Source organism: Microbacterium sp. NPDC055599 (genome assembly GCF_053618975.1).
Map to the genome: position 1 here is coordinate 1 of NZ_JBSHIM010000028.1, position 18,730 is coordinate 18,730.

At 71.8% G+C, this 18,730-nt stretch carries 16 protein-coding genes; 6 read left to right on the top strand and 10 right to left on the bottom strand.

Translation table 11 applies throughout. The annotated features are described in order from the left end of the window. Positions 1 to 3,242: S8 family serine peptidase (locus tag ACWGQ1_RS18040; protein ID WP_452313492.1), on the bottom strand; the 3,242-nt coding region annotated here is incomplete at its 3' end. A 189-nt stretch (positions 3,243 to 3,431) separates the two neighbouring features. Here ACWGQ1_RS18040 and ACWGQ1_RS18045 point away from each other — a divergent pair. The 5 genes from ACWGQ1_RS18045 (at position 3,432) to ACWGQ1_RS18065 (ending at position 8,269) form a co-directional block, all read left to right on the top strand. Beyond that, entirely contained in the window at positions 3,432 to 3,977 is a 546-nt protein-coding gene (locus ACWGQ1_RS18045; protein WP_136033981.1) for an ECF transporter S component, read from the top strand. Positions 3,978 to 4,055: 78 nt separating this feature from the next. After that, a complete protein-coding gene (locus ACWGQ1_RS18050; protein WP_452313493.1) occupies positions 4,056 to 5,828 on the top strand; it encodes an energy-coupling factor transporter ATPase in 1,773 nt (590 codons plus the stop codon). Further along, a complete protein-coding gene (locus ACWGQ1_RS18055) occupies positions 5,825 to 6,658 on the top strand; it encodes an energy-coupling factor transporter transmembrane component T (protein ID WP_136034022.1) in 834 nt (277 codons plus the stop codon). Before ACWGQ1_RS18050 ends, ACWGQ1_RS18055 begins: the two co-directional genes overlap by 4 nt. 10 nt (positions 6,659 to 6,668) lie before the next feature. After that, the gene (locus tag ACWGQ1_RS18060; protein ID WP_452313494.1) at positions 6,669 to 7,544 is read left to right on the top strand and encodes an SIP domain-containing protein; all 876 of its coding nucleotides are present in this window, start codon (positions 6,669 to 6,671) and stop codon (positions 7,542 to 7,544) included. A 152-nt stretch (positions 7,545 to 7,696) separates the two neighbouring features. Further along, positions 7,697 to 8,269: an ECF transporter S component gene (locus ACWGQ1_RS18065; protein ID WP_452313495.1), complete on the top strand. Its 573-nt coding sequence runs from the start codon at positions 7,697 to 7,699 to the stop codon at positions 8,267 to 8,269. A gap of 47 nt (positions 8,270 to 8,316) precedes the next feature. Here ACWGQ1_RS18065 and ACWGQ1_RS18070 read toward each other — a convergent pair whose 3' ends face one another. Beyond that, positions 8,317 to 9,687: a DUF222 domain-containing protein gene (locus ACWGQ1_RS18070; RefSeq protein ID WP_452313496.1), complete on the bottom strand. Its 1,371-nt coding sequence runs from the start codon at positions 9,685 to 9,687 to the stop codon at positions 8,317 to 8,319. A 192-nt stretch (positions 9,688 to 9,879) separates the two neighbouring features. Between ACWGQ1_RS18070 and ACWGQ1_RS18075 the strand changes: the two genes are divergently transcribed. Beyond that, positions 9,880 to 10,383, top strand: a complete 504-nt coding sequence (locus tag ACWGQ1_RS18075; RefSeq protein WP_452313497.1) for an HIT family protein — start codon at positions 9,880 to 9,882, stop codon at positions 10,381 to 10,383. Positions 10,384 to 10,492: 109 nt separating this feature from the next. On the opposite strand, the gene ACWGQ1_RS18080 is transcribed toward ACWGQ1_RS18075, so the two are convergent. From ACWGQ1_RS18080 to ACWGQ1_RS18115, 8 genes are all read right to left on the bottom strand, one after another. Next, on the bottom strand, positions 10,493 to 11,428 hold the full coding sequence (locus tag ACWGQ1_RS18080) for an ABC transporter permease subunit (protein ID WP_452313498.1): 936 nt from the start codon (positions 11,426 to 11,428) through the stop codon (positions 10,493 to 10,495). Between the two features lies 1 nt (position 11,429). Next, positions 11,430 to 12,335 (bottom strand): carbohydrate ABC transporter permease, encoded by a 906-nt coding sequence (locus ACWGQ1_RS18085; RefSeq protein ID WP_136033990.1) that lies wholly within the window; start codon positions 12,333 to 12,335, stop codon positions 11,430 to 11,432. Positions 12,336 to 12,364: 29 nt separating this feature from the next. After that, on the bottom strand, positions 12,365 to 13,690 hold the full coding sequence (locus tag ACWGQ1_RS18090; protein ID WP_452313499.1) for an extracellular solute-binding protein: 1,326 nt from the start codon (positions 13,688 to 13,690) through the stop codon (positions 12,365 to 12,367). A 74-nt stretch (positions 13,691 to 13,764) separates the two neighbouring features. Continuing rightward, positions 13,765 to 14,127 carry a cupin domain-containing protein gene (locus ACWGQ1_RS18095; protein WP_136033995.1) on the bottom strand — a complete coding sequence of 121 codons (363 nt, stop codon included), beginning with the start codon at positions 14,125 to 14,127 and terminating at the stop codon, positions 13,765 to 13,767. Continuing rightward, positions 14,124 to 15,014 (bottom strand): 3-hydroxy-5-phosphonooxypentane-2,4-dione thiolase, encoded by an 891-nt coding sequence (lsrF, locus tag ACWGQ1_RS18100; protein WP_136033997.1) that lies wholly within the window; start codon positions 15,012 to 15,014, stop codon positions 14,124 to 14,126. Before lsrF ends, ACWGQ1_RS18095 begins: the two co-directional genes overlap by 4 nt. Positions 15,015 to 15,052: 38 nt before the next feature. After that, positions 15,053 to 16,657: an FGGY family carbohydrate kinase gene (locus tag ACWGQ1_RS18105; protein ID WP_452313500.1), complete on the bottom strand. Its 1,605-nt coding sequence runs from the start codon at positions 16,655 to 16,657 to the stop codon at positions 15,053 to 15,055. Continuing rightward, positions 16,645 to 17,664, bottom strand: a complete 1,020-nt coding sequence (locus tag ACWGQ1_RS18110) for an NAD(P)-dependent oxidoreductase (RefSeq protein ID WP_452313501.1) — start codon at positions 17,662 to 17,664, stop codon at positions 16,645 to 16,647. The genes ACWGQ1_RS18105 and ACWGQ1_RS18110 overlap by 13 nt, the downstream gene beginning before the upstream one ends. 39 nt (positions 17,665 to 17,703) lie before the next feature. Further along, complete coding sequence (locus ACWGQ1_RS18115) at positions 17,704 to 18,519, bottom strand: GntR family transcriptional regulator (protein ID WP_168442883.1); 816 nt, start codon at positions 18,517 to 18,519, stop codon at positions 17,704 to 17,706. Positions 18,520 to 18,730: the final 211 nt, after the last annotated feature.

The window sequence follows — 18,730 nt, forward strand, 5'->3', positions numbered from 1 at the left end:
ACGTCCATCCGCAGCCGCAGGGTGACCGAAGGGCGCCCCAGGATCTCCACCGCCTCCCCGCCGGCTGCGACCGGGAACTCGAAGCACGCCGACTTCGCGTCCTCCTCCCGCTGGTCCGGCGTCGGGGTGGGATCCGGCGTCGGAGTGGGGTCCGGGGTCGGCTCCGGGGTCGGCGTCGGCTCCGGGGTCGGAGCCGGTGCCGGGGCGACGTCGGCCGGGGTGGTGACGGTCACCACCGTGCGCACGGCGGAGTCGCCGTACTGGACGAGACCGAGGTAGCGGGTGCCGGCGGTCAGGCCGGTCCAGCTCAGCTCATAGCTCGTCTTCTCCCCGCGCACGGCGGCGATGGGGTTCGGCGTCGCCGTGAACGCGCCCTGGTCACCGGGGAGCACGGTGGCGTAGGTCATGTCCCACGTCATCGGTCCGGTCGTCGCATACACGTTCGCCACCACGAGGTAGGTGCCGGCGGTCGGCGTGGGCACCGTGACCTGCTCGTCGGCCGAGCCCGTCGCCGACTGCCAGCGCTCGTAGTAGCGCAGGTCGTCCGGCGCGACCACCCGGTAGACGGTGAGGTCGAGATCACTGCCCTCGTCGTCGGAGGAGTCGAGGTCGAACCGCGAGAGCGTGCCGCCCTCCGGCACGTCGACGATCCACGCCACGTCCTTGTTCGCGTCGCCCGAGTTCTCGTTCCCGGAGTGCCCCTCGACCGGGTTGTCCGGATCAGTGAGGAGCTGGAACGGGGTGAGACCCGAGAGGTTCAGTGCCAGATCGCCGTCGAGGCCGGGGATGATGCCGACCGTCGTGCTCCCGTCGACGCCACTGCCGGTGACCTCTCCCGGAGCATCCGCCGTGACCGGATACACCGCGATCGGCGAGCGCACCGTGTTCTTCGCGCTCGTCCAGGTGAGCGAACCGGTGGCCCACTGCTCGACCGGGGCGCTGGTGCTGTCGAACGTGACCGTGAAGGTCTTCGACTGCCCCGGCTTGTCGAACGTGAGCTGGGACGGCGTGACGGTGACGTTCACTCCCGGCACGGAGGCCTTCGCGGTGAACACGCCCTTCTCCGTCGAGGTGACCGTGCGGGTGACGGTCTGCGCGCTGGCCAGCGACCCGATCGAGATCGACGCCTGGTTCAGGTCGCTGCCGTCGATGGGCTCGATGCCGGGGAAGTCCGACAGCCCCTTCCCGTCGAGGAAGGCCGCCCAGTCCCGGAACCCGTTGAGGTACAGCAGACCCGGGTTCAGGTATCGCCGCGCGTCGACCTGCCCCGCGCCCTGCTCGAACGGGTCGGTGTTCTTCGAGCCGTCGGGGAGCACGGTGTCGGAGGCGGTGGTCATCATCGCCGAACGGATCTCCGCCGGCGTCGCCCGCGGATGCTCGCCCAGGTACAGCGCACCGAGGCCCGCGATGTGCGGGGAGGCCATCGAGGTGCCGGAGAGGATGCCGAACGTCGGCTGCTCGCCCGGCGCGTTGTGCGTGGCGGCGAGGATCGCGACGCCGGGAGCGGCGACGTCGGGCTTGAGCACGTCGTTGCCGTCGGCCAGGACCGGGCCGCGGCTGGAGAAGCCCGCGATCTGCGGGGTCGGCGTGGTCACGCCGGTGGTGTTCTCGCCCACGAGGGTGATCGGACGGTCGACTCCGCCCCGCACATACGCGAGGACCGCGTCGCGGTGCACGGCATTCAGGTGCACGGTCGGCACGGCGTGGAAGTCGTTGTCGAGCGAGTCGGCACCGCCGGGCACGTTCACCAGGACCATGCCGATGCCACCCGCGTCCTTCACCACCTGCGACTTCTCGGCGCGCGCGTTGCCGCCGCGGTCGCAGACCACGATGTGTCCGGCGACCTTCGCCGGGTCGAGGGTGCCGGGCAGGCACAGCGTCGCGTCCACCGCTCCGGGTGCCGCGGCATCCTGTGCCGCGATCGAGGGCCCGGAGACGCTCTCACCGAACGGCACGCTCACCGAGGCGCCGGCCTGCGCGAAGCCGTCGAACTGCACGGTGCCCTCCCACGTGGGGATGGTGGAGGCCGCGACCGTGGTGTACCACGGCGAGGCGTGGTCGGCCGTGACCGGGTCGGGACCGTCGTTGCCGGCGCTGGTCGCGACGAACACACCGGCGGCCGCCGCGTTGAGGAACGCTAGGTCCTCTGGTGCCATCACGGTGCTCGCCGCACCGCCGCCGATCGAGTAGTTGATCACGTCGACGCCGTCGGCGACGGCCTGGTCGATCGCGGCGACGAGGTCGCTCAGCGCGCAGATGTCGTCCGTGGTCACGGTCGTGTCGGGCCCGACGTAGCAGGCCTTGTATGCGGCGACCTTCGCGCCGGGCGCGACGCCGGAGATCGTCCCGAAGTCGACGCCCTCGATCGCGGCCTCCACCCCGAACTCACCCGCCGCCGTGCTCGCCGTGTGCGAGCCGTGGCCGTCGCCGTCCCGCGGCGAGAGGTAGTCGTACTGGAAGTCGAAGCCGGCGGCCTGGGCTCCCGCGAAGAAGTACTGCCCGCCGATGAGCTTGGTCGAGTAGTCGCTCGTGTCCCAGTCCTGGCCCTCGACCATCGCGCCGCGGAACTGCCCGCCGTCGGACTTGTCGAAGTACACGTAGGTGCCGTCGGTGTAGGGCTGCTGGCCCTTGTGCCGGGCGTTCTGCTTCTTCTGCTGCTTGAGCTTCTTGCCCTCGAACGACGGGTGCTCCGGGGCGATGCCGGTGTCGATCACACCCACGACGACGCCTTCTCCGGCCTTCTTCACGCCGCCGGTCTGCTGCCACACCCCGCCGCGGCCCTTGCGGTCGTCCCCGAGGCCGAGGTAGTCGGTGGAGGTCAGCGCGTCGGGGTGACGGATCTCGTCGGGGAACACCCCGAGAACGTCCTTCGAGGCCCGGAGCTGATCCACCTGCGCCCCCGTGAGGTCGGCGCTGAACCCGTTGAGCACGACCTGGTACGTCGTGTCCGGCGTCACGCCGACGTCGTTGATGAGGGTGGACTGCTCGGACTCGAGGTGCTTCACGTAGCGCTGCGCGTCCTGCGACTGCGTCTCGAGCTGTTCGCCCTCGGCCGGCTTCGTCGCCTTCAGCCCCTTGACGTCGCCCTCGTAGCTGGCGAGGGGATCGGCTTTCATGACCACGATGTAGTGCCCGGGGGTTCCCGCGACCGGAACGGGGTGTGTCACCTCCCCGGTCGCTGCGTGGCCGGCGGTTGCCGTCGATGCGATGAACAGCGTGGCCAGGGTGGCGGCCGCTGCCATCCGGAGGGGTGTTCGACCCATATCTCGCTCCCGATGATCACGGTGCAGCGTCGTTGCCGCACCGCGGATCACGATAACCCCGCTCCTCGGCGCCGGATCGAGAACTGAACGATGGTCCTCCCCGGTCGTGCCGATCGGCCAGGGTGCGCGACGGCCGGGTCGGGCGAAGGTCGCCGGTAGGCTGGAGGGGTGGCCCGAACCCCCGTCCTCACGACCCGCGTGCTGCTCGTCTGCGCCGCGATCGGTGTCGCGACGGGCCTCCTCGGCGGGATCGCCGGGTGGGTCACACCGGTGCTGCTGGCGAGCCCGCTGCTGTTCCTCTACGGGCTCGTGCTCGGGTCGCACGTGCTGCCGGGCATCATCGCGCAGGAGGTGCTGCGGCTGCCGCTCGTCGCGCTCATCACGCACGTGTTCGCGGCGCTCATCGCGAGCGCGTTCAATCCGGCGTGGGCGCTGCGTTTCATCGGCACCGCGCTGCTGTTCGGGCTCATCCAGGAGGGGGTCGCCGCGCTCACGCGGTACCGCTCCTGGGGCGCCTGGCGCTTCTTCGTCTCGGCCGCGATCATCGGCGTGATCGTCGCGGTCGTGGTGTTCTTCGCCGCCCACCTGTCGGTGATGCCTGTGTGGGCGCAGATCCTCTACCTTGCGATCTCGGTGCTCGGCCCGATCGCCTGGACCGCGATCGGCCTCGCGGTCGGCACGTCGCTGCGCCGGGCCGGGGTCGCCCGCCGCTAGCCCCGGAGCCTCGCTGGATAACACAGGTAAGGCTCAGCTAAGTTAGAGGCACACCCTCCGTCGAGCCCGGGACCTGCCGTGCGCCCATCCGCGCCCCTCCTCCGCGTGCGCGAGCTCTCGCTCACCCACGCCGGTGCCGCGCACCCCTCCCCGCGCGATGTGTCGTTCGACATCCGGCCCGGCGAGGTCGTGCTGCTGCTCGGTCCGTCCGGCTCCGGGAAGTCCACGCTCACCCTGGCGCTCAACGGCCTCATCCCGCACGCCCTCCCGGCGACCATGACCGGCACGGTCGAGGCGGGCGGGCTCGACACCGCGGACACTGCGACCGCGACGCTCAGCACGCACGTGGCCATGGTGTTCCAGGACCCGGACGCGCAGATCGTCACGGGCACCGTGTACGACGAGGTGGCGTTCGGGCCCGAGAACCTGCTGCTCCCCGTCGAGGTGGTGCGGGAGCGCGTCGCGGAGTCGCTGCGGCGCGTGGGCCTGTGGGACCGCCGCGACGACAACCCCGACCACCTGTCCGGCGGCGGGCGGCAGCGGCTCGCGATCGCCTGCGCCCTCGCGATGGGGTCGCCGCTGATCGTGCTGGACGAGCCCACCGCGAACCTCGATCCGCAGGGCATCGACGACGTGTACGCCGCGCTCGCGGAGGTGGTGGCCGCTGGCGATCGCGCGATCCTGCTCGTGGAGCACAACCTCGACGCCGCGATGGCCTTCGTGACCCGCACGATCGTGCTCGACCGGGAGGGGCGGGTCGCGTTCGACGGACCGGCCGCGGAGACGATCAGGGCGCACGCGGACGAGCTGCTCGCGATGGGCGTGTGGCTGCCGGGGGCCACCCTCGCGGCGCTGCGCCTGCGGGAGCGGGGGCACCGGTTCGATCCGCTGCCGCTGACCCCGGACGAGCTCGCGACGGCGCTCGCTGTGCGCGACGCCGTGCCCGGTGTATCCGGCGCATCCGACGAACCCCGCGAATCCGGCGCCGCCGCGAACCGGCCCGGCGAGTCGATCATCCGCACGCGAGGGCTCACGGTGAAGCGACGGCGCACCGAGATCCTGCACGGGGTGGACCTCGATCTGCCCGCGGGCACCCTCACCGCGATCGTCGGGGCGAACGGGGCGGGCAAGACCACGCTCATCCAGGCGCTCGCCGGTGTGGTGCCGCCGCCGAAGGGGCAGGTGTCGGTCGACGGCATCGATCCGGGCACCGCCTCCCCGCGGGATCTCGCCGCCCGCATCGGCTTCGTGTTCCAGAACCCGGAGCACCAGTTCATCGCGGCGACCGTGTTCGACGAGCTCGCCCACGGCCTGCGGCTGCGGCACGTGACGGACGACGAGATCGCGGCGCGCGTCGCCGAGATGCTCGACCGATTCGGGCTGACGCACAAGGCCGACGTGCACCCGTTCCTGCTGTCGGGCGGCGAGAAGCGGCGGCTGTCGGTCGGCACCGCCCTGATCACACGGCCCCGGGTGCTCGCCCTCGACGAGCCCACGTTCGGCCAGGATCGCGCGCGCGCCACCGAACTGCTCGCCCTGCTGCGGACCCTGCGCGCGGAGGGCACCACGATCGTGCTCGTCACGCACGACCTCTCGCTGGTCGCCGAGCACACCACGCACACGGTCGTGCTCGCGGACGGCCGGGTGCACGCCGCCGGGCCGACCGCGGAGCTGTTCGCCGACCCCGCGGTGTTCACCGACGCGAGCCTGCGCCTCCCCGACGTGCAGCGCGTGCTCGCCGCCGCGGGTCTCACCGCGGAGTCCCCCGCACGCACCGCCGCGTCCGGACTCATCCCCGCACCCGCCCCCGCACCCCGATCCCCCGCTCCGGACCAGGAGGCGTCGTCGTGAGCGGCAGCACCGGCACCGTGTTCGACCCGTACGCGCGTCTCACCGCGACGGCGCCGCACCAGTTCCTGTATGCGCTCAACCCGCTCGCGAAGGTCGCGGGGTTCGCTCCCGCGATGGTGCTGCTCGTATTCGTGCGCGATCTCGCGACGCCCGCCGCGTTCCTCGCGCTCGCGTACGTGCTGATCCTGTCCGGAGCCAGGGTCACCGGGCGGCTGCTCGCGCTGCTGCTGCTCGGCCTGCCGTTGGGGATGCTCGCGGTCACCGTCGGGTTCTCGCTGTGGGTCGATGCCGCACGGGTCGACGGCACCCCGGCGCTGCTCTCGGTGGGCGACTGGACGCTGTACAGCGGCGCGCTCACGATCGGTGCGGCCACCGCGCTGCGGTTGGGGGCGATCGTCGCGCTGGCGCTGGTGGGCGGCCTCACGACCAGCGGCTCCGACCTGGTACGGGCGAGCGTGCAGCAGCTGCGGGTGCCGTACCGCATCGGGTACACGGCTCTGGCGGCGTTCCGCTTCGTGCCGCGGTTCGGGCACGAGCTGGCGGTGATCCGCGCGGCGCACCGGGTGCGCGGCTATCACGGCGGGCGCGGTCCCCTCTCCCGCATCGCCCGAGGCTGGGGGTACATCGTGCCGCTGCTCGCCGGGGCCATCCGGCATGCCGAGCGCGTGGCCCTGGCGATGGATTCCCGGGCGTTCGGCGCGCATCCGACGCGGACCGAGCGGCACCTGGTGCCGTTCCGCGTGCGCGACACCGTGTTCACCGTGGCGATGCTCCTCACCTCGGCGGCGATCTTCCTCGTCTTCTTCCCCTGGCAGCTCCCCCTCTCCTGAAAGGCACTCCATGGCATTCAGCAAGATGGTCAAGCCCGAGACGACCGAACTCCTGCACCTCACCGTGCTGCGCTCTGAACGGCTCTCGTCGCACTGGATCCGCGTGACGCTCGGCGGCGGTGAGATCGACCGGTTCCGCCCGATGGGGTACGACCAGTGGTTCCGGCTGTTCCTGCCCATCGGCGGCGAGGCCGGCCTCGACCGGGTGCCGGCGAAGGCGAACAAGATGTTCGGCTATCTCAAGTTCCTGCGCATCCCCGACGGCGAGCGGCCCGTCATGCGCAACTACACGGTGCGTGCCTTCCGGGCGGCGACCGCCGAGGCGGGGGCGGAGATCGACGTGGACTTCGTGTTGCACGGTTCTGCGGCCGACGGCACGGCGGGCCCGGCGTCGCGGTGGGCGGAGACCTGCGAGCCCGGCGAGCACGTGCTCATCATCGACGAGGGCCTCACGTTCAACCCGCAGCGGGGGACCGATCGCGTGGTGCTCGTCGGCGATGAGACCGCGCTGCCCGCAATCGCCGGGATCGCCGCCTCGCTGCCGGCGCACGCCACCGGCACCGCGATCGTCGAGGTGCCGGCCGAGGACGACGCCCTGGACTTCCCGTGCCCTACGGGGCTCGACGTGGTCTGGATCGTGCGCCCCCACGACGCGGCGCCCGGTGCTCTCGCCCTGGAGGCGCTGGGCCGGAGCGAGCTTCCGAGCGCGCCCTTCCACGCCTATGCGGCCGGGGAGCAGTCGCTGGCCTCCGGTGCCCGCAGGCTCCTCGTCGGCGAGCGCGGCGTGGACAAGAACGCCGTGAGCTTCTGCGGGTATTGGAAGGTCGGCGCGGCGTCGCCCGCGTCGAAGGCCGCCCGCGAGGCCGCGTCGGAACCCCTCGCATGAGCGCTCAGGATACGGCCGACGGCGCACCCGATCACGCGAAAGCGCCGGAAACTACGGACGGCGCACCCGATCACACGAGCGCGCCGGAAGCTACGGATGGCGGACCCGATCACACGAACGCGCCGGAACCCGCGGACCTCGGTACCCCTCGCATGAGCGCGCCGGACGGCGGGGTCTCCGGCAGACGACGGCGCTTCCGGTTCCCGACGGCGCTGCTGCTGACGTGCGCCGCGCTGGGCGTGGCCGGCGGGCTGCTGCTCGCTCCCGCGAACTGGGTGTCGACGATCCTGTTCCCGGGGCTGCCGTTCATGAGCGTCGCTCTCGCCGGCCTGTGGCTGCTGCCGTCGGTGATCGCCCTGCGCCTGCTGCGCGCGCCGCTCGTGGGTCTGCTGGTCGGGTTGCTGGCCGGGCTCGTGATCGTGCCGTTCTCCGGGTACGGCTTCGGCAGCGTGGCGACGAACCTGTGGTGGGCGGCCTTCACCGAGCTGCCGTTCCTGTTCGTGATGTGGCGCTACTGGGGCACGTGGCTGCACTACGTCGGGGCCGTGGTGGTGGGGGTCGTGTATCCCCTGCTCGCGTGGGCGTCGTTCGACCTGGGCGGTTTCACCCTTCCGGTGCAGCTGCTCTTCTTCGCGATCACACTCGCGAGCTGTGTCGCCGCCACCGCCCTCGGCATCCTGATCGCTGATCGCCTGCGCGCCGCCGGAGTCGGCCGCAGCCGCTGACCCCGCCTCGACGCGACTCGAGCCCACCCCCACCACCCGAACACCCGTCAGGCGGCGATGTCGAAGCGGGCCCGCCCACCGAGCCGAGGCGTGCGTGCGGGGTCGATGTACCGCGGAGGCACGAACCACACCCTCGCCATCCCGCCGCCGCTACCACCGCCACCACTGCCGCGTTCGCCGCTGTCGATGTGGATGTCCCACCCGTTGTCGTGGATGCGATGGTGACACGTCTCGCACAGCAGCACCCCGTTGGACAGATCCGTCGGCCCGCGGTCGCGCGACCACCACCGGATGTGATGCGCCTTCGTCATCTCCGGCGGCAACCCGCACATCGCACACCCCCCGTCCCGCTCCACCAGCGCCAGCCGCTGCGCCCGGGTGAACAACCGCTTCTCCCGCCCCCAGTCCAACACCTCACTGCCCCCGCCGAGCACACACGGGATCACCCCGCCGCCCGCCGCCATCCGCCGCACCGCCCCGACGCTCACCGGCTGATCGATCCCGTCCACCTGCGCCGACCCCGACCCCGCCTCCAGATCCCCCAGGCCCACCCGCACCACCACCGTCGCCCCGGCCAGCGGCAACCGCGACGCACACCCGAGCACGTGCCCCGCGAACGCCGCCAACGCATCCGCCTGGATCATCGGCACCGTACGACGGTCCGCATCCGGAGCCCCCGCATCCGGCGCCTCCTGACGCGCCGCGAACGCTGCCGACACGAACCCCCGGATCGCCGCCACCACCGGCGCCGCCGTCTCCGCATCCAGCACCGCGTTCAGATGCACCATCCCGTCACGCTCGAACAGCGTCAACGACCGACGCGACCGCTGCTCCTCCGCCCGCGGCTCCACCCCATCCGGATCGACCCACGCCTCCGCCCGCACCACCAACCGCCGCACCTCATCCACCGACAACCCCGCCGCCTGCTCCACCAGCACCCGCTCGGCCTCCGCCACCCGAGCAGCACCCACGGCCACCCGGCATCGGTCGAGCACACCGACGATCAGCGCGGCCGCCGGCGCACCGAGCGCACCCGCGGCCAACGCCTCCCGCACGGACGGGTACTTCGCGGGCAGTCGCTGCCCCAGGAGGTCGGCGCGCGGGGCCGTGGCCTCGCCCACCGCCACCAGTCGCGCCGCCTCTCCCGTCGAGACTCCGGTCGTCGCGGCGATCAGCCTCGCCGGGTTCCGATAGCCCTGCTGCTTCGCCAGGCTGCCGGCACCGAGCTCAGGCCGCGACTCCCGCGCGATGCCCGCTCCCACCGACACGTGCACCGCGTCGAGGCGTCTCCGCAGCACACCGATCGCGTCGTTCACCGCGATCAACTGCTCGCGGTTCAGGTCCATCGGATCGCCCGCGCCACCCCACGCGGCGTCGAGGCGGGACATCGCCTCGTGCAAACCGGAGAGTGTGGTCATGCCCTGATTCTACCGTCGACGGCGGCGAGTTTCGTATCTTTGTTCGAATCGAGAACCGGGATATCGGGCTGGCGAGAAGGCCACCGACGCCCTCCACGGACCGCACGGTGGCGCCCGACGGAACGAGCTCGCAGACCACGCCCTCGCGACCCGATCGTCCCCGCGGGAGCACCCATCGATAGCATCGGCGGCATGGACTGGCGTGACGACCGCATCCGCTCCGCCGCGCGGGGAGAGAACCCGACGCTGCTCGCCGAACTGCCCGGCGGCTACGCGGTGATCGGCGATGTGCAGTTCCTCCCCGGCTACTGCGTGCTGCTCGGCACGGATCCGGAGGCCACCGCGCTGGCGGACCTGCCGCGGGAGGAACGGGTACGGTTCCTCGCCGCCGTCGACCTCCTCGCCACGGCCGTGGAGCACGCCTGCAGAGAGGTCGATCCGGCGTTCCGTCGCATCAACATCGACATCCTCGGCAACACCGACGCCTTCGTCCACGCCCACATCTGGCCCCGCTACGAGTGGGAAGCGCCCGACCTGAGGTCCTGGCCCGTCTGGCGCTACGACCCCTCGAACTGGCACGACGCCGCCACCCGCCTCGGCCCGCAGCACGACGATCTCCGGGCCCGCATCACGGCCCACCTCCGACGCCTCTCCGCCGCCGACTCGATCTCGATCGCGCGCCGCCCCGCCCCCTGACGCGATCCATCCCCCGCTCCGCCCCTGTCGCGGCCTCACAAACGCACCCCGGACCACCTCGCCCGGCACGTCTCCGACCCCGCACACGGGCCGCACCGAACCACTCGGGCTACTTCACACTCCCCTGCGTCAGCCCGCCGACGAGCCACTTCTGCAGGAACAGCGCGAGCAGGTAGATCGGGATGAGGCCGGCGAGGCTGGCGGCGGCCATCTGCCCGAACATCACCTCGCGTCCGCCCTGCATGAGCGCGATGCCGACCGGGAGGGTCTGCGAGTCGATGCTCTGCGTGAGCAGCAGCGGGATGAGGAAGTCGTTGTACGCGAGGATGAACACGATGATCGACACGGCCACGATGCCGGGCGCGGTGAGCGGGAGGATGACCGCCCACAGGGTGCGCAGCGGTCCGCAGCCGTCGATCTGCGCGGCCTCGTCGACCTCGAACGGGATCGCGCGGAAGAACCCGTCCAGCAGCCACACGGCGACCGGGGTGAGCAGCAGGCCCTCCACGATGCCGAGCCCGATCACGGAGTCCATCAGCCCGGCGGTGCGCACCAGCACGAACAGCGGGATGATCGCGACGATCGGCGGGGCGACGTAGGCGGAGACGATCAGCCCGAGGGTCTGCTTCCCGCCCGCGCGGAGCCGCGCCATGGCGTAGTTGGCGGGGATCGAGACGACGAGCGACACCAGCACCGCCACGAGCGCGGCACCGAGGGAGTTGCGCAGGTAGGTGAGGATGGGCCAGTTCTCGAACGCGCCGACCCAGTTCTCGAACGCGAGACGCGAGGGCAGGATGCGGGTGGACAGGATGTCGTCCGGGCTCTTGAACGACATGCCCACCATGTACAGCACGGGCAGCAGGGCGAGCACGATCGCGACGAGGATCACGACCCACTTCACGACGGTGACGAGCACGGACGGGCGACCGGGGCGCGAGATGTTCGAGGTGCGGCTGCGGCGACGACGGCGGCGCGCGTCCGGCACGACCAGCGTGACGGTCGCGCTGTCGGAGGCGTGGTCGGAGGTGCGGAGTGTGAGCGACATGTCAGCTCTCCCTGTGCAGGCGCTGCCGGACGGCGTTGAGCGGCAGGATGACGATGGTGACCAGCACCAGGAACGCGATGGTCTGCGCGGCGGCAGCCCCCACGTCGAAGGTCTGCAACCCGGTGCGGTAGATCTCGAAGCTGCTGACGGTGGTGTCGAAGCCGGGTCCGCCGCCGGTCATGATGAACACCAGGTCGAACACCTTGAACGACACCACGAGCTTGAGCAGCAGCACGGTGACCAGGCTCGGCAGCACGAGCGGGAACGTGATGCGCCAGAACGTCTGCCACACCCCGGCGCCGTCGACCTGCGAGGCCTCGTACACCTCGGTCGGCAGGGTCTGCAGCGCGGCGAACACGAGCAGCACGCAGAAGGGCGTCCACTGCCACGCGTCGACCACGATCAGCGAGACCATCGCCGCCGGGCTCGAGCCGAGGAACAGGAACGGCTCGGCGCCCGGGCTGAACGACTGACCGATGTTGTTGAGCAGCCCGCCGGTGGGGGCGAGCATGAGCTTCCAGATCACGCCCGCCATCACTGGCGGCGTCATCAGCGGCAGCAGGAGCAGCACCCGGATGATCCGTCCGCCCTTGACGGCCGCGTCGAGTGACAGGGCCACCACGAGACCGGCGACGAGGGCGATCAGGGCGGACGGGATCGCGAAGAGCAGCGACCTGCCGAGGGACGGGAGGGTGACCCCGTCCCCCAGCAGTGCCGCGAAGTTGTCGAACCCGACCCAGTCCGCGAACGGACGCCCCAGCGACGAGTCGGAGAACGACGCGGCGACGATGTAGGCGAGCGGGTAGATCGCGATGATCACGATCGCGAGGATGGCGGGCGCCAGCAGGGCGCGGCCCGTCCACGACGCGCGTCGGGCGCGGCGCCGGGAGGTGACGGGTTGCGACATGAGCTGTCCTTTCGGGTTCGACGAGGCGATCAGTCGGCCAGGGACTGCCAGGTGTCCCAGGTCTGCTGCATCGCCTCTTCCGCGGTCAGGCTGCCCTGCAGCATGAGCGCGAGGTTGTCGCTGAGCGACTGGATCATCTCGGGGGCCTGCGGCGAGGTCGGCCAGGACTGCGCGTTGGGCAGCACCTGGGCGGCGACGGCCGACACCTCCGGCGCGAACTCGATGTACTCCGGGCTCTCCAGGGTGGAGGTGCGCGTGGGGTCGACACCGGAACCGGTCGTGGTGATCAGCTTCTCGTTCGTCTCCTTCGACGAGGCGAACGCGACGAACTGCTTCGCGAGTTCCTCGTCGCTGGCGTTCGGGCTGATGCCCATCGCCCAGCCGGCGTTCAGCGCTCCGGAGATCTTGCCCTCGGGTCCGACCGGCAGCGGCGCGACGCCCCAGCCGTCGACGATCTTCGACTGCTCCGGGTCCTGCGCGAACACGCCCAGGTCGGTCCAGAACTCGATCATGCCGACGGAGCCGGAGAGGAACTGCGGCAGCGCCTGCTCGAACCCGATCTCCAGCGGGCTGGGCAGCGCCGAACCGGAGGCATCGAGCATCGACTGTGCCGCGGCCACCGCGTACTCGGTGTCGAGCTGCGGCATCTGCGGGTCGATCGGGTCGGGCGACATGGTGGCGAGGCGGTTGAAGAAGGTCGAGCCGATGTTGAACGCGCTCTTCGAGCCGAGCAGCGCGTTGCCGTACACGCCGTTCGCCTTCTCGGCGTCGGTGATCTTCTGCGACACCTCGACGTACTCGTCCCACGTGGTCGGGACCTCGACGCCGTTCCGTTCGAAGATCGCCTTGTTGTAGAAGAGCACGTGCGTGTCGCCGTCGATCGGCAGCCCGTAGGTCGCGTCCTCGTACTGCGAGTAGGGGCCGAAGATCGCCTCGATGAAGTCGCCCGAGTCGATGTCCTCGTCGGACTCCACCCAGTCGGTGATGTCGGCGAGCGCCCCGGCGTCGGCGAGCGCGCCGACCGACGTGTACCAGTACTGGATGACGTCGTAGTTGTTGGTGCCGGACTGCGCGTCGAGGATCGCCTTGGTCTGGATCTGGTCGTAGGGCACGACCTCGACCTCGACCTCGACGCCGGTGGAGGCCTCGAAGTCCTCCTCGAGGATCTTGCCCGCGCCCTCCTGCGGGGCGGCGATGAGGACCTTGAGGGTCTTGTCGCCGCCGTCGCCGCCGGAGCCCCCCGCGTCGCCGGAGCAGCCGGCGAGCACGAGGCCCGCGGCGGACGCCAGGGCGATGACGGGCAGGGCACGGCGCGTCAGCCGCGCGGGGGATGAGGAGCGTCGTTGCACACTCATGGTGCTGTCCTTTCGATGTTCTTTCTCGGGTGAGGGGTTCGTGCTCGGGTGAGGGTGGTGCGGGTTCAGGGCGCTCAGGCGTCGGGCGTCCAGGGGCGGTCGACCTTGTCGCCGTCGACCCAGGGGGTCTTCACGAACACGGCGCGGAAGGTCTCGTCGAACGGGTTCCGCACGAAGTGCTCCTCGTGCGGTGCGGCGCGCAGCACGTCGCCGGTCTCGACGACGCGACGGGTGTCGCGGTCGAGCCAGATCTCGGCGCGCCCCTCGATCACCACGAACGACTCGGTGTGGTGCTCGTGGAGGTGGTTGGCGAACTCGTCGCCGGGCCGCAGCACGACCACGCCGAACGCCGCGTCGTCGCCCTGCGCGAGGTAGCCGGGGCCCCAGTCGCCGAACCGGAGGGCGGCCTCGGCGCTGCGCAGCACGTCGGCGCTCATGCGAGCACCCGCGTCTCGGTGGCCTCGCGGAACAGCTCGTAGGCGTCGGCGGGGTCGGTGTCGTCGTGCACCACGGCCCGCACGGCCTGCATCATGGCCGCGGGGTGGGCGCTCTGGAAGATGTTGCGGCCCATGTCCACTCCGGCGGCCCCCGCGCGCACGGCGTTCGAGGCCATCGTGAGGGCGTCCAGCTCGGGCAGCTTCTTGCCTCCGGCCATGATGACGGGCACCGGGCACCCCGCGACCACGTCCTCGAAGCCCTCCTCGCAGTAGTACGTCTTCACGAGCTGGGCGCCGAGCTCCGCGATGATGCGGGTCGCGAGACCGAGGTAGCGGGCGTCGCGCACGAGCTCCTTGCCGACCGCGGTCACGCCGAGCACCGGGATGCCCGCGTCGTAGCCCTGGTCGACGAGCGTGGTGAGGTTGCGGATGCTGCGGCTCTCGTGCTCGCCGCCGACGAACACCTGCACGGCCACGGCGTCGGCGTGGAGGCGCACCGCATCCTGCATCGCCATCGCGGTGTACTCGTCGGAGAGGTCCTTGAGGATCGACGGGCCGCCCGAGGCGCGCAGCACGAGTCCGGCCCTGGTCGCCGGCGGGATCGAGGTGCGCAGGGCTCCGCGGGTGCCCATGAGGGCGTCGGCGTGCGCGGCCAGCGGCGCGATGTTCAGGTCGATGCGCTCCAGCCCCGAGGTGGGTCCCTGGAAGTAGCCGTGGTCGAACGCGAGCATCACGGTGCGCCCGGTCTGCGGGTCGAGGATGCGGGACAGGCGGTTCTGCATGCCCCAGTCGAGGTTCGCCGCTCCCCGGATGTTTTGCGTGAAGCGGACGGCGGGCTGGTCGGCGTGGAACTGCTTCGCGGAGGCGTTGCCTTCGAGGTCTGCCATGGGGTGTCTCCTTCGGTGTCGGGTGGTCGTCGTGGTCGTCAGCCGGCGTGACCGGCGGTCGAGAGTCGGGCGGGGGGCGGGTCGAGGGGGCCGCGGGCGGCGCCGGGCGGCGTGAACAGCGGGGGCAGGTCAGAGCCAGAGATCGACATCACGTCGCGGTAGACGCGGTGCCAGCGGGCGGTCACGGCGCGGTACCGCTCGTGCTCGGCGGGGTCGACGCGCTCGATGCGGTCGGGCTCGCCCATCGGCGGGAGTTCTGCGCCGACACCTCGGGCGGCCAGCCGGGCGGCACCGTACGAGGTGGCCTCGGGTGCGGGCGTGACGCGGGTGTCGAGCCCGGTGACGCCCGCGATGACCCGCGGCCACAGGGCGCCCGCGCTGGATCCTCCGGTGAACGTGACGGCCCCCTCGGCGACCGCGCGCCCGGCGGTGAGCGACGACAGGATCTCGAGATGAGCGCTGGCGACGATCGCCGCGGACTCCTCGATCGCCCGGATGAACGCGCCGCGCGAGGAGCGCGCCGCGTCGTTGATGTCGAAGCCGACGAACGCGGGGGCCGCATGGTGCCAGGCGTCGGCCTGCATCACGTTCGCCATGGTCGCGACCACGCCGTTCGCCCCCGCGGGGACCTCGGCCGCCCACTGCTCCATCACGGCGAATGCGGAGGTGCCGGCCGCGCGACCGAGCTCGGCGGCGTCGGGGCACATCGCGTCGCGGAACCACCGCATCGCGAGGCCGGAGAGGAAGCCGATGCCCTCGACCATCCAGGTGCCCGGATCGACGTGGCACAGGGTGCGCAGGCGCCGCTCCGGGTCGATCAGCGGCTCCGTGGTCACGGCCGTGGTCTGCCAGAAGGTGCCGGCGACGATCGTCGGCAGCCCCTCGCGCGCCGCGATGCCGTGCAGCGCGAGCTGCGTGTCGGCGCCGCCCGCGACCACCGGCGTCCCCGCGGGCAGCCCGGTCGCGGCCGAGGCCTCCGCGGTCACGGCACCGACGACCTGCCCGCACTCGACCACGGGCGGCAGGATGCGACGGTCGATGCCGACGAGCCCGGCGAGCTCGTCCGACCAGTCGCGCGCCCGCAGGTCGAACAGGGCCGAGCTGGAGCCGCTGGTGGGCTCGGTCACGAACGCCCCGGTGAGCCGCGTGGTGACCCAGTCGCTGAGCATCCCGAAGTGGCGGGCGGCGGCGAGCACGTCGGGCTGGTGGCGGGCGATCCACCGCAGCCGGGCGGGGGCCGTGATCGACACCCAGTCGCCCGCGGTGCGGTACACCTCGTCGGCCACGCCCTCGGCCACCAGCTCCTCGGCCTCGGCGCGCGCCCGGCCGTCGGTGTTGGGGCACGCCCACAGCTCGCGCCCCTCGGCGTCGGACAGCACGAAGCCCTCACGCATGCTCGACGCGGCGACCGCGGCCACGCGTCGCTCGCCCAACCGCGCGACCACCTCGGACACGGCGCCCGCGATGGCCGTCCAGCCGCCATCGGTGTCGAACACGGTGCCGCCGGGGTGACCGGGCACGGCGACGTGGGTCCACTCGCGGGCGGCCTGAGTGACCAGGCGACCCTCGATGTCGAAGGCGAGGGCACGCGCGGAACCGGTGCCCGCGTCGATCGCGAGGAAGACGTCGTTCAGCGCTCCCATCGCAGCTCACCTCCCGCGAGGAACCGCTCGATCTCGGCGGCGAGCATGTCGGCGCCGCGGGCGAGGGTCTGGTGGGTGGCGCCGGCGAGGTGCGGGGTGAGGATGAGGTTCGGCTGGGCGACCAGGTCGCGCCACGGACCGTCGGGCTCGTTCACGTCGAGCGCGACACCGGCGAGGTGTCCGCTGCGCAGCCCGTCGAGCAGCGCCTGTTCGTCGACGAGCGACTCCCGGGCCGTGTTGATCAGGAACGACCCCTGCGGCATGCGGGCGATCTGCTCGGCGCCGATCAGGTGGCGGTTGTCGGCGGTCGCCCTGGCGTGCACGCTCACGACGTCGCTGCCGGCGAGCAGCGCGTCCAGGTCGGACACGATGGTCGCATCGGTCACGGTCGCCGGATCGACGTAGGGGTCGTACGCCGCGATGGTGGCGCCGAGCACCCTGGCCCGCGCGGCGACGAGCCGGGCGACGTTGCCGTAGCCGATCAGCCCGAGGCGCAGGCCCTTCACCTCGCGCCCGAACCACCTGGCGCCCTCGAACGTCGACTCCGCGAGCGGACGCCCCTCGGCCACGCGCTCGTCGACGTCGCGCAGCGATGCGGGCACGTTCCGCACGATCGAGATGAGGAACCCGATCGTGAGGTCGGCCACGGCGTCGGCGTTCTTGCCCGGCGTGGTGGTCACGCGCACGCCGCGCTCGCGGGCCGCGGTGAGGTCGACGTTGACGGGTCCGCCGCGCGCGCAGCCGAGCAGCCGCAGCCCGGGGAGCGCGGCGAGCACGTCGGCCGTGAACGGCGCGGCATGGAAGGCGACCACGTCGTATCCCTGCGCGAGCCGCGCGACCTCGGCCGGGTCGCCCTCGAACTCGTGGATCGACGACGCGTCCCACGTCGGCTCCGCGATCGTCATGGTGGCCGTGTCCGCGGGGATCCCCCGCTGCGCGAACGCGCGGGTGAACACCTCGGCGGTCATGTAGCTGTCGCCGATGACGAGGATGCGGTGGTCGGTCATGTGCGGGTCTCCCGGTGGGGTCGGTGGGGCGGGTGCGGGTCAGCGGAGGGCGGCGGGGTAGCGGCCGGACGCGGTCTCGTTCGAGATGCCGGCGGCGTCGAACCCGGTGTCGACGCTCACGCGCAGACGGTCGGTGCGCACGGATGCGCGGGAGAAGTCGATGGGCTGTCCGCCCTGGTCGTACGCGACGGCCTCGACGACGACGATCGGGTGTCCCGGCTCCACTTCGAGCAGCCCGGCCAGCATGCGGTCGGCGGACACGGCCTCGATCGTGCGGTGCATGCGCGCGATGCGCACCCCGGTGACCCGGGTGATGGCGGCGTACAGGCTCGCGCGCGGGTCCCGCAGGTCGGGCAGCACCCCGGCGAACCGCGTCGGGAGGTAGTTGATCACGTGCACGGCCGTGCGGGCGCCGACGGCACGCACGCGCTCCAGCACGAAGCCCATGCCGTCGGCGGAGTCGCGTCCGACGACCGCGGCCGCCCACGACGGCAGCGGCTCGATGCCCGCGCGGAGGATCTCCGAGCTCAGGGCGCTGCGGCCGTCTTCGCTGTATTCGCCCAGCAGGCTGGGGGCCGAGGGCAGCGTCCAGGCGGAGGGGCCCTGCGCGCGCTCGACGAAGGCACCCTTGCCCTGCTGGCGGGAGATGATCCCGGCGGTCTCCAGTCGCGACAGCGCGTCGCGGACCGAGGTGCGGGAGGCGGCGAAGTGGGCGCGCAGCTCGTTCTCGCTGGGCAGGCGGTCGCCCGGACCCCAGGTGCCGTCGGCGATCTGCGCCTCGACGGCGCGCATGATCTGGAACCAGATGGGTGCCGTCGACGTGCGGTCGAGCGGCGGCAGGGTGAGCGGGGACATTCCGGCCTCTTCGGTGAGCGGGTGCGGAGACCTCGGCGTCTCCGAGCCGGACGACTCCTGTCCGGACATGTATCGATCATCGCGGAGCACATGTCTCCTCTGAAGAGACAAGTCAGAACTTCGCCGCCGCGACCCCCTCCCGGCTCTTTATATGGGCGCGATCAGGCTTTTCCTCGCGTCATCCGCCATCGAGGACCGTGCTCGTCCCGCC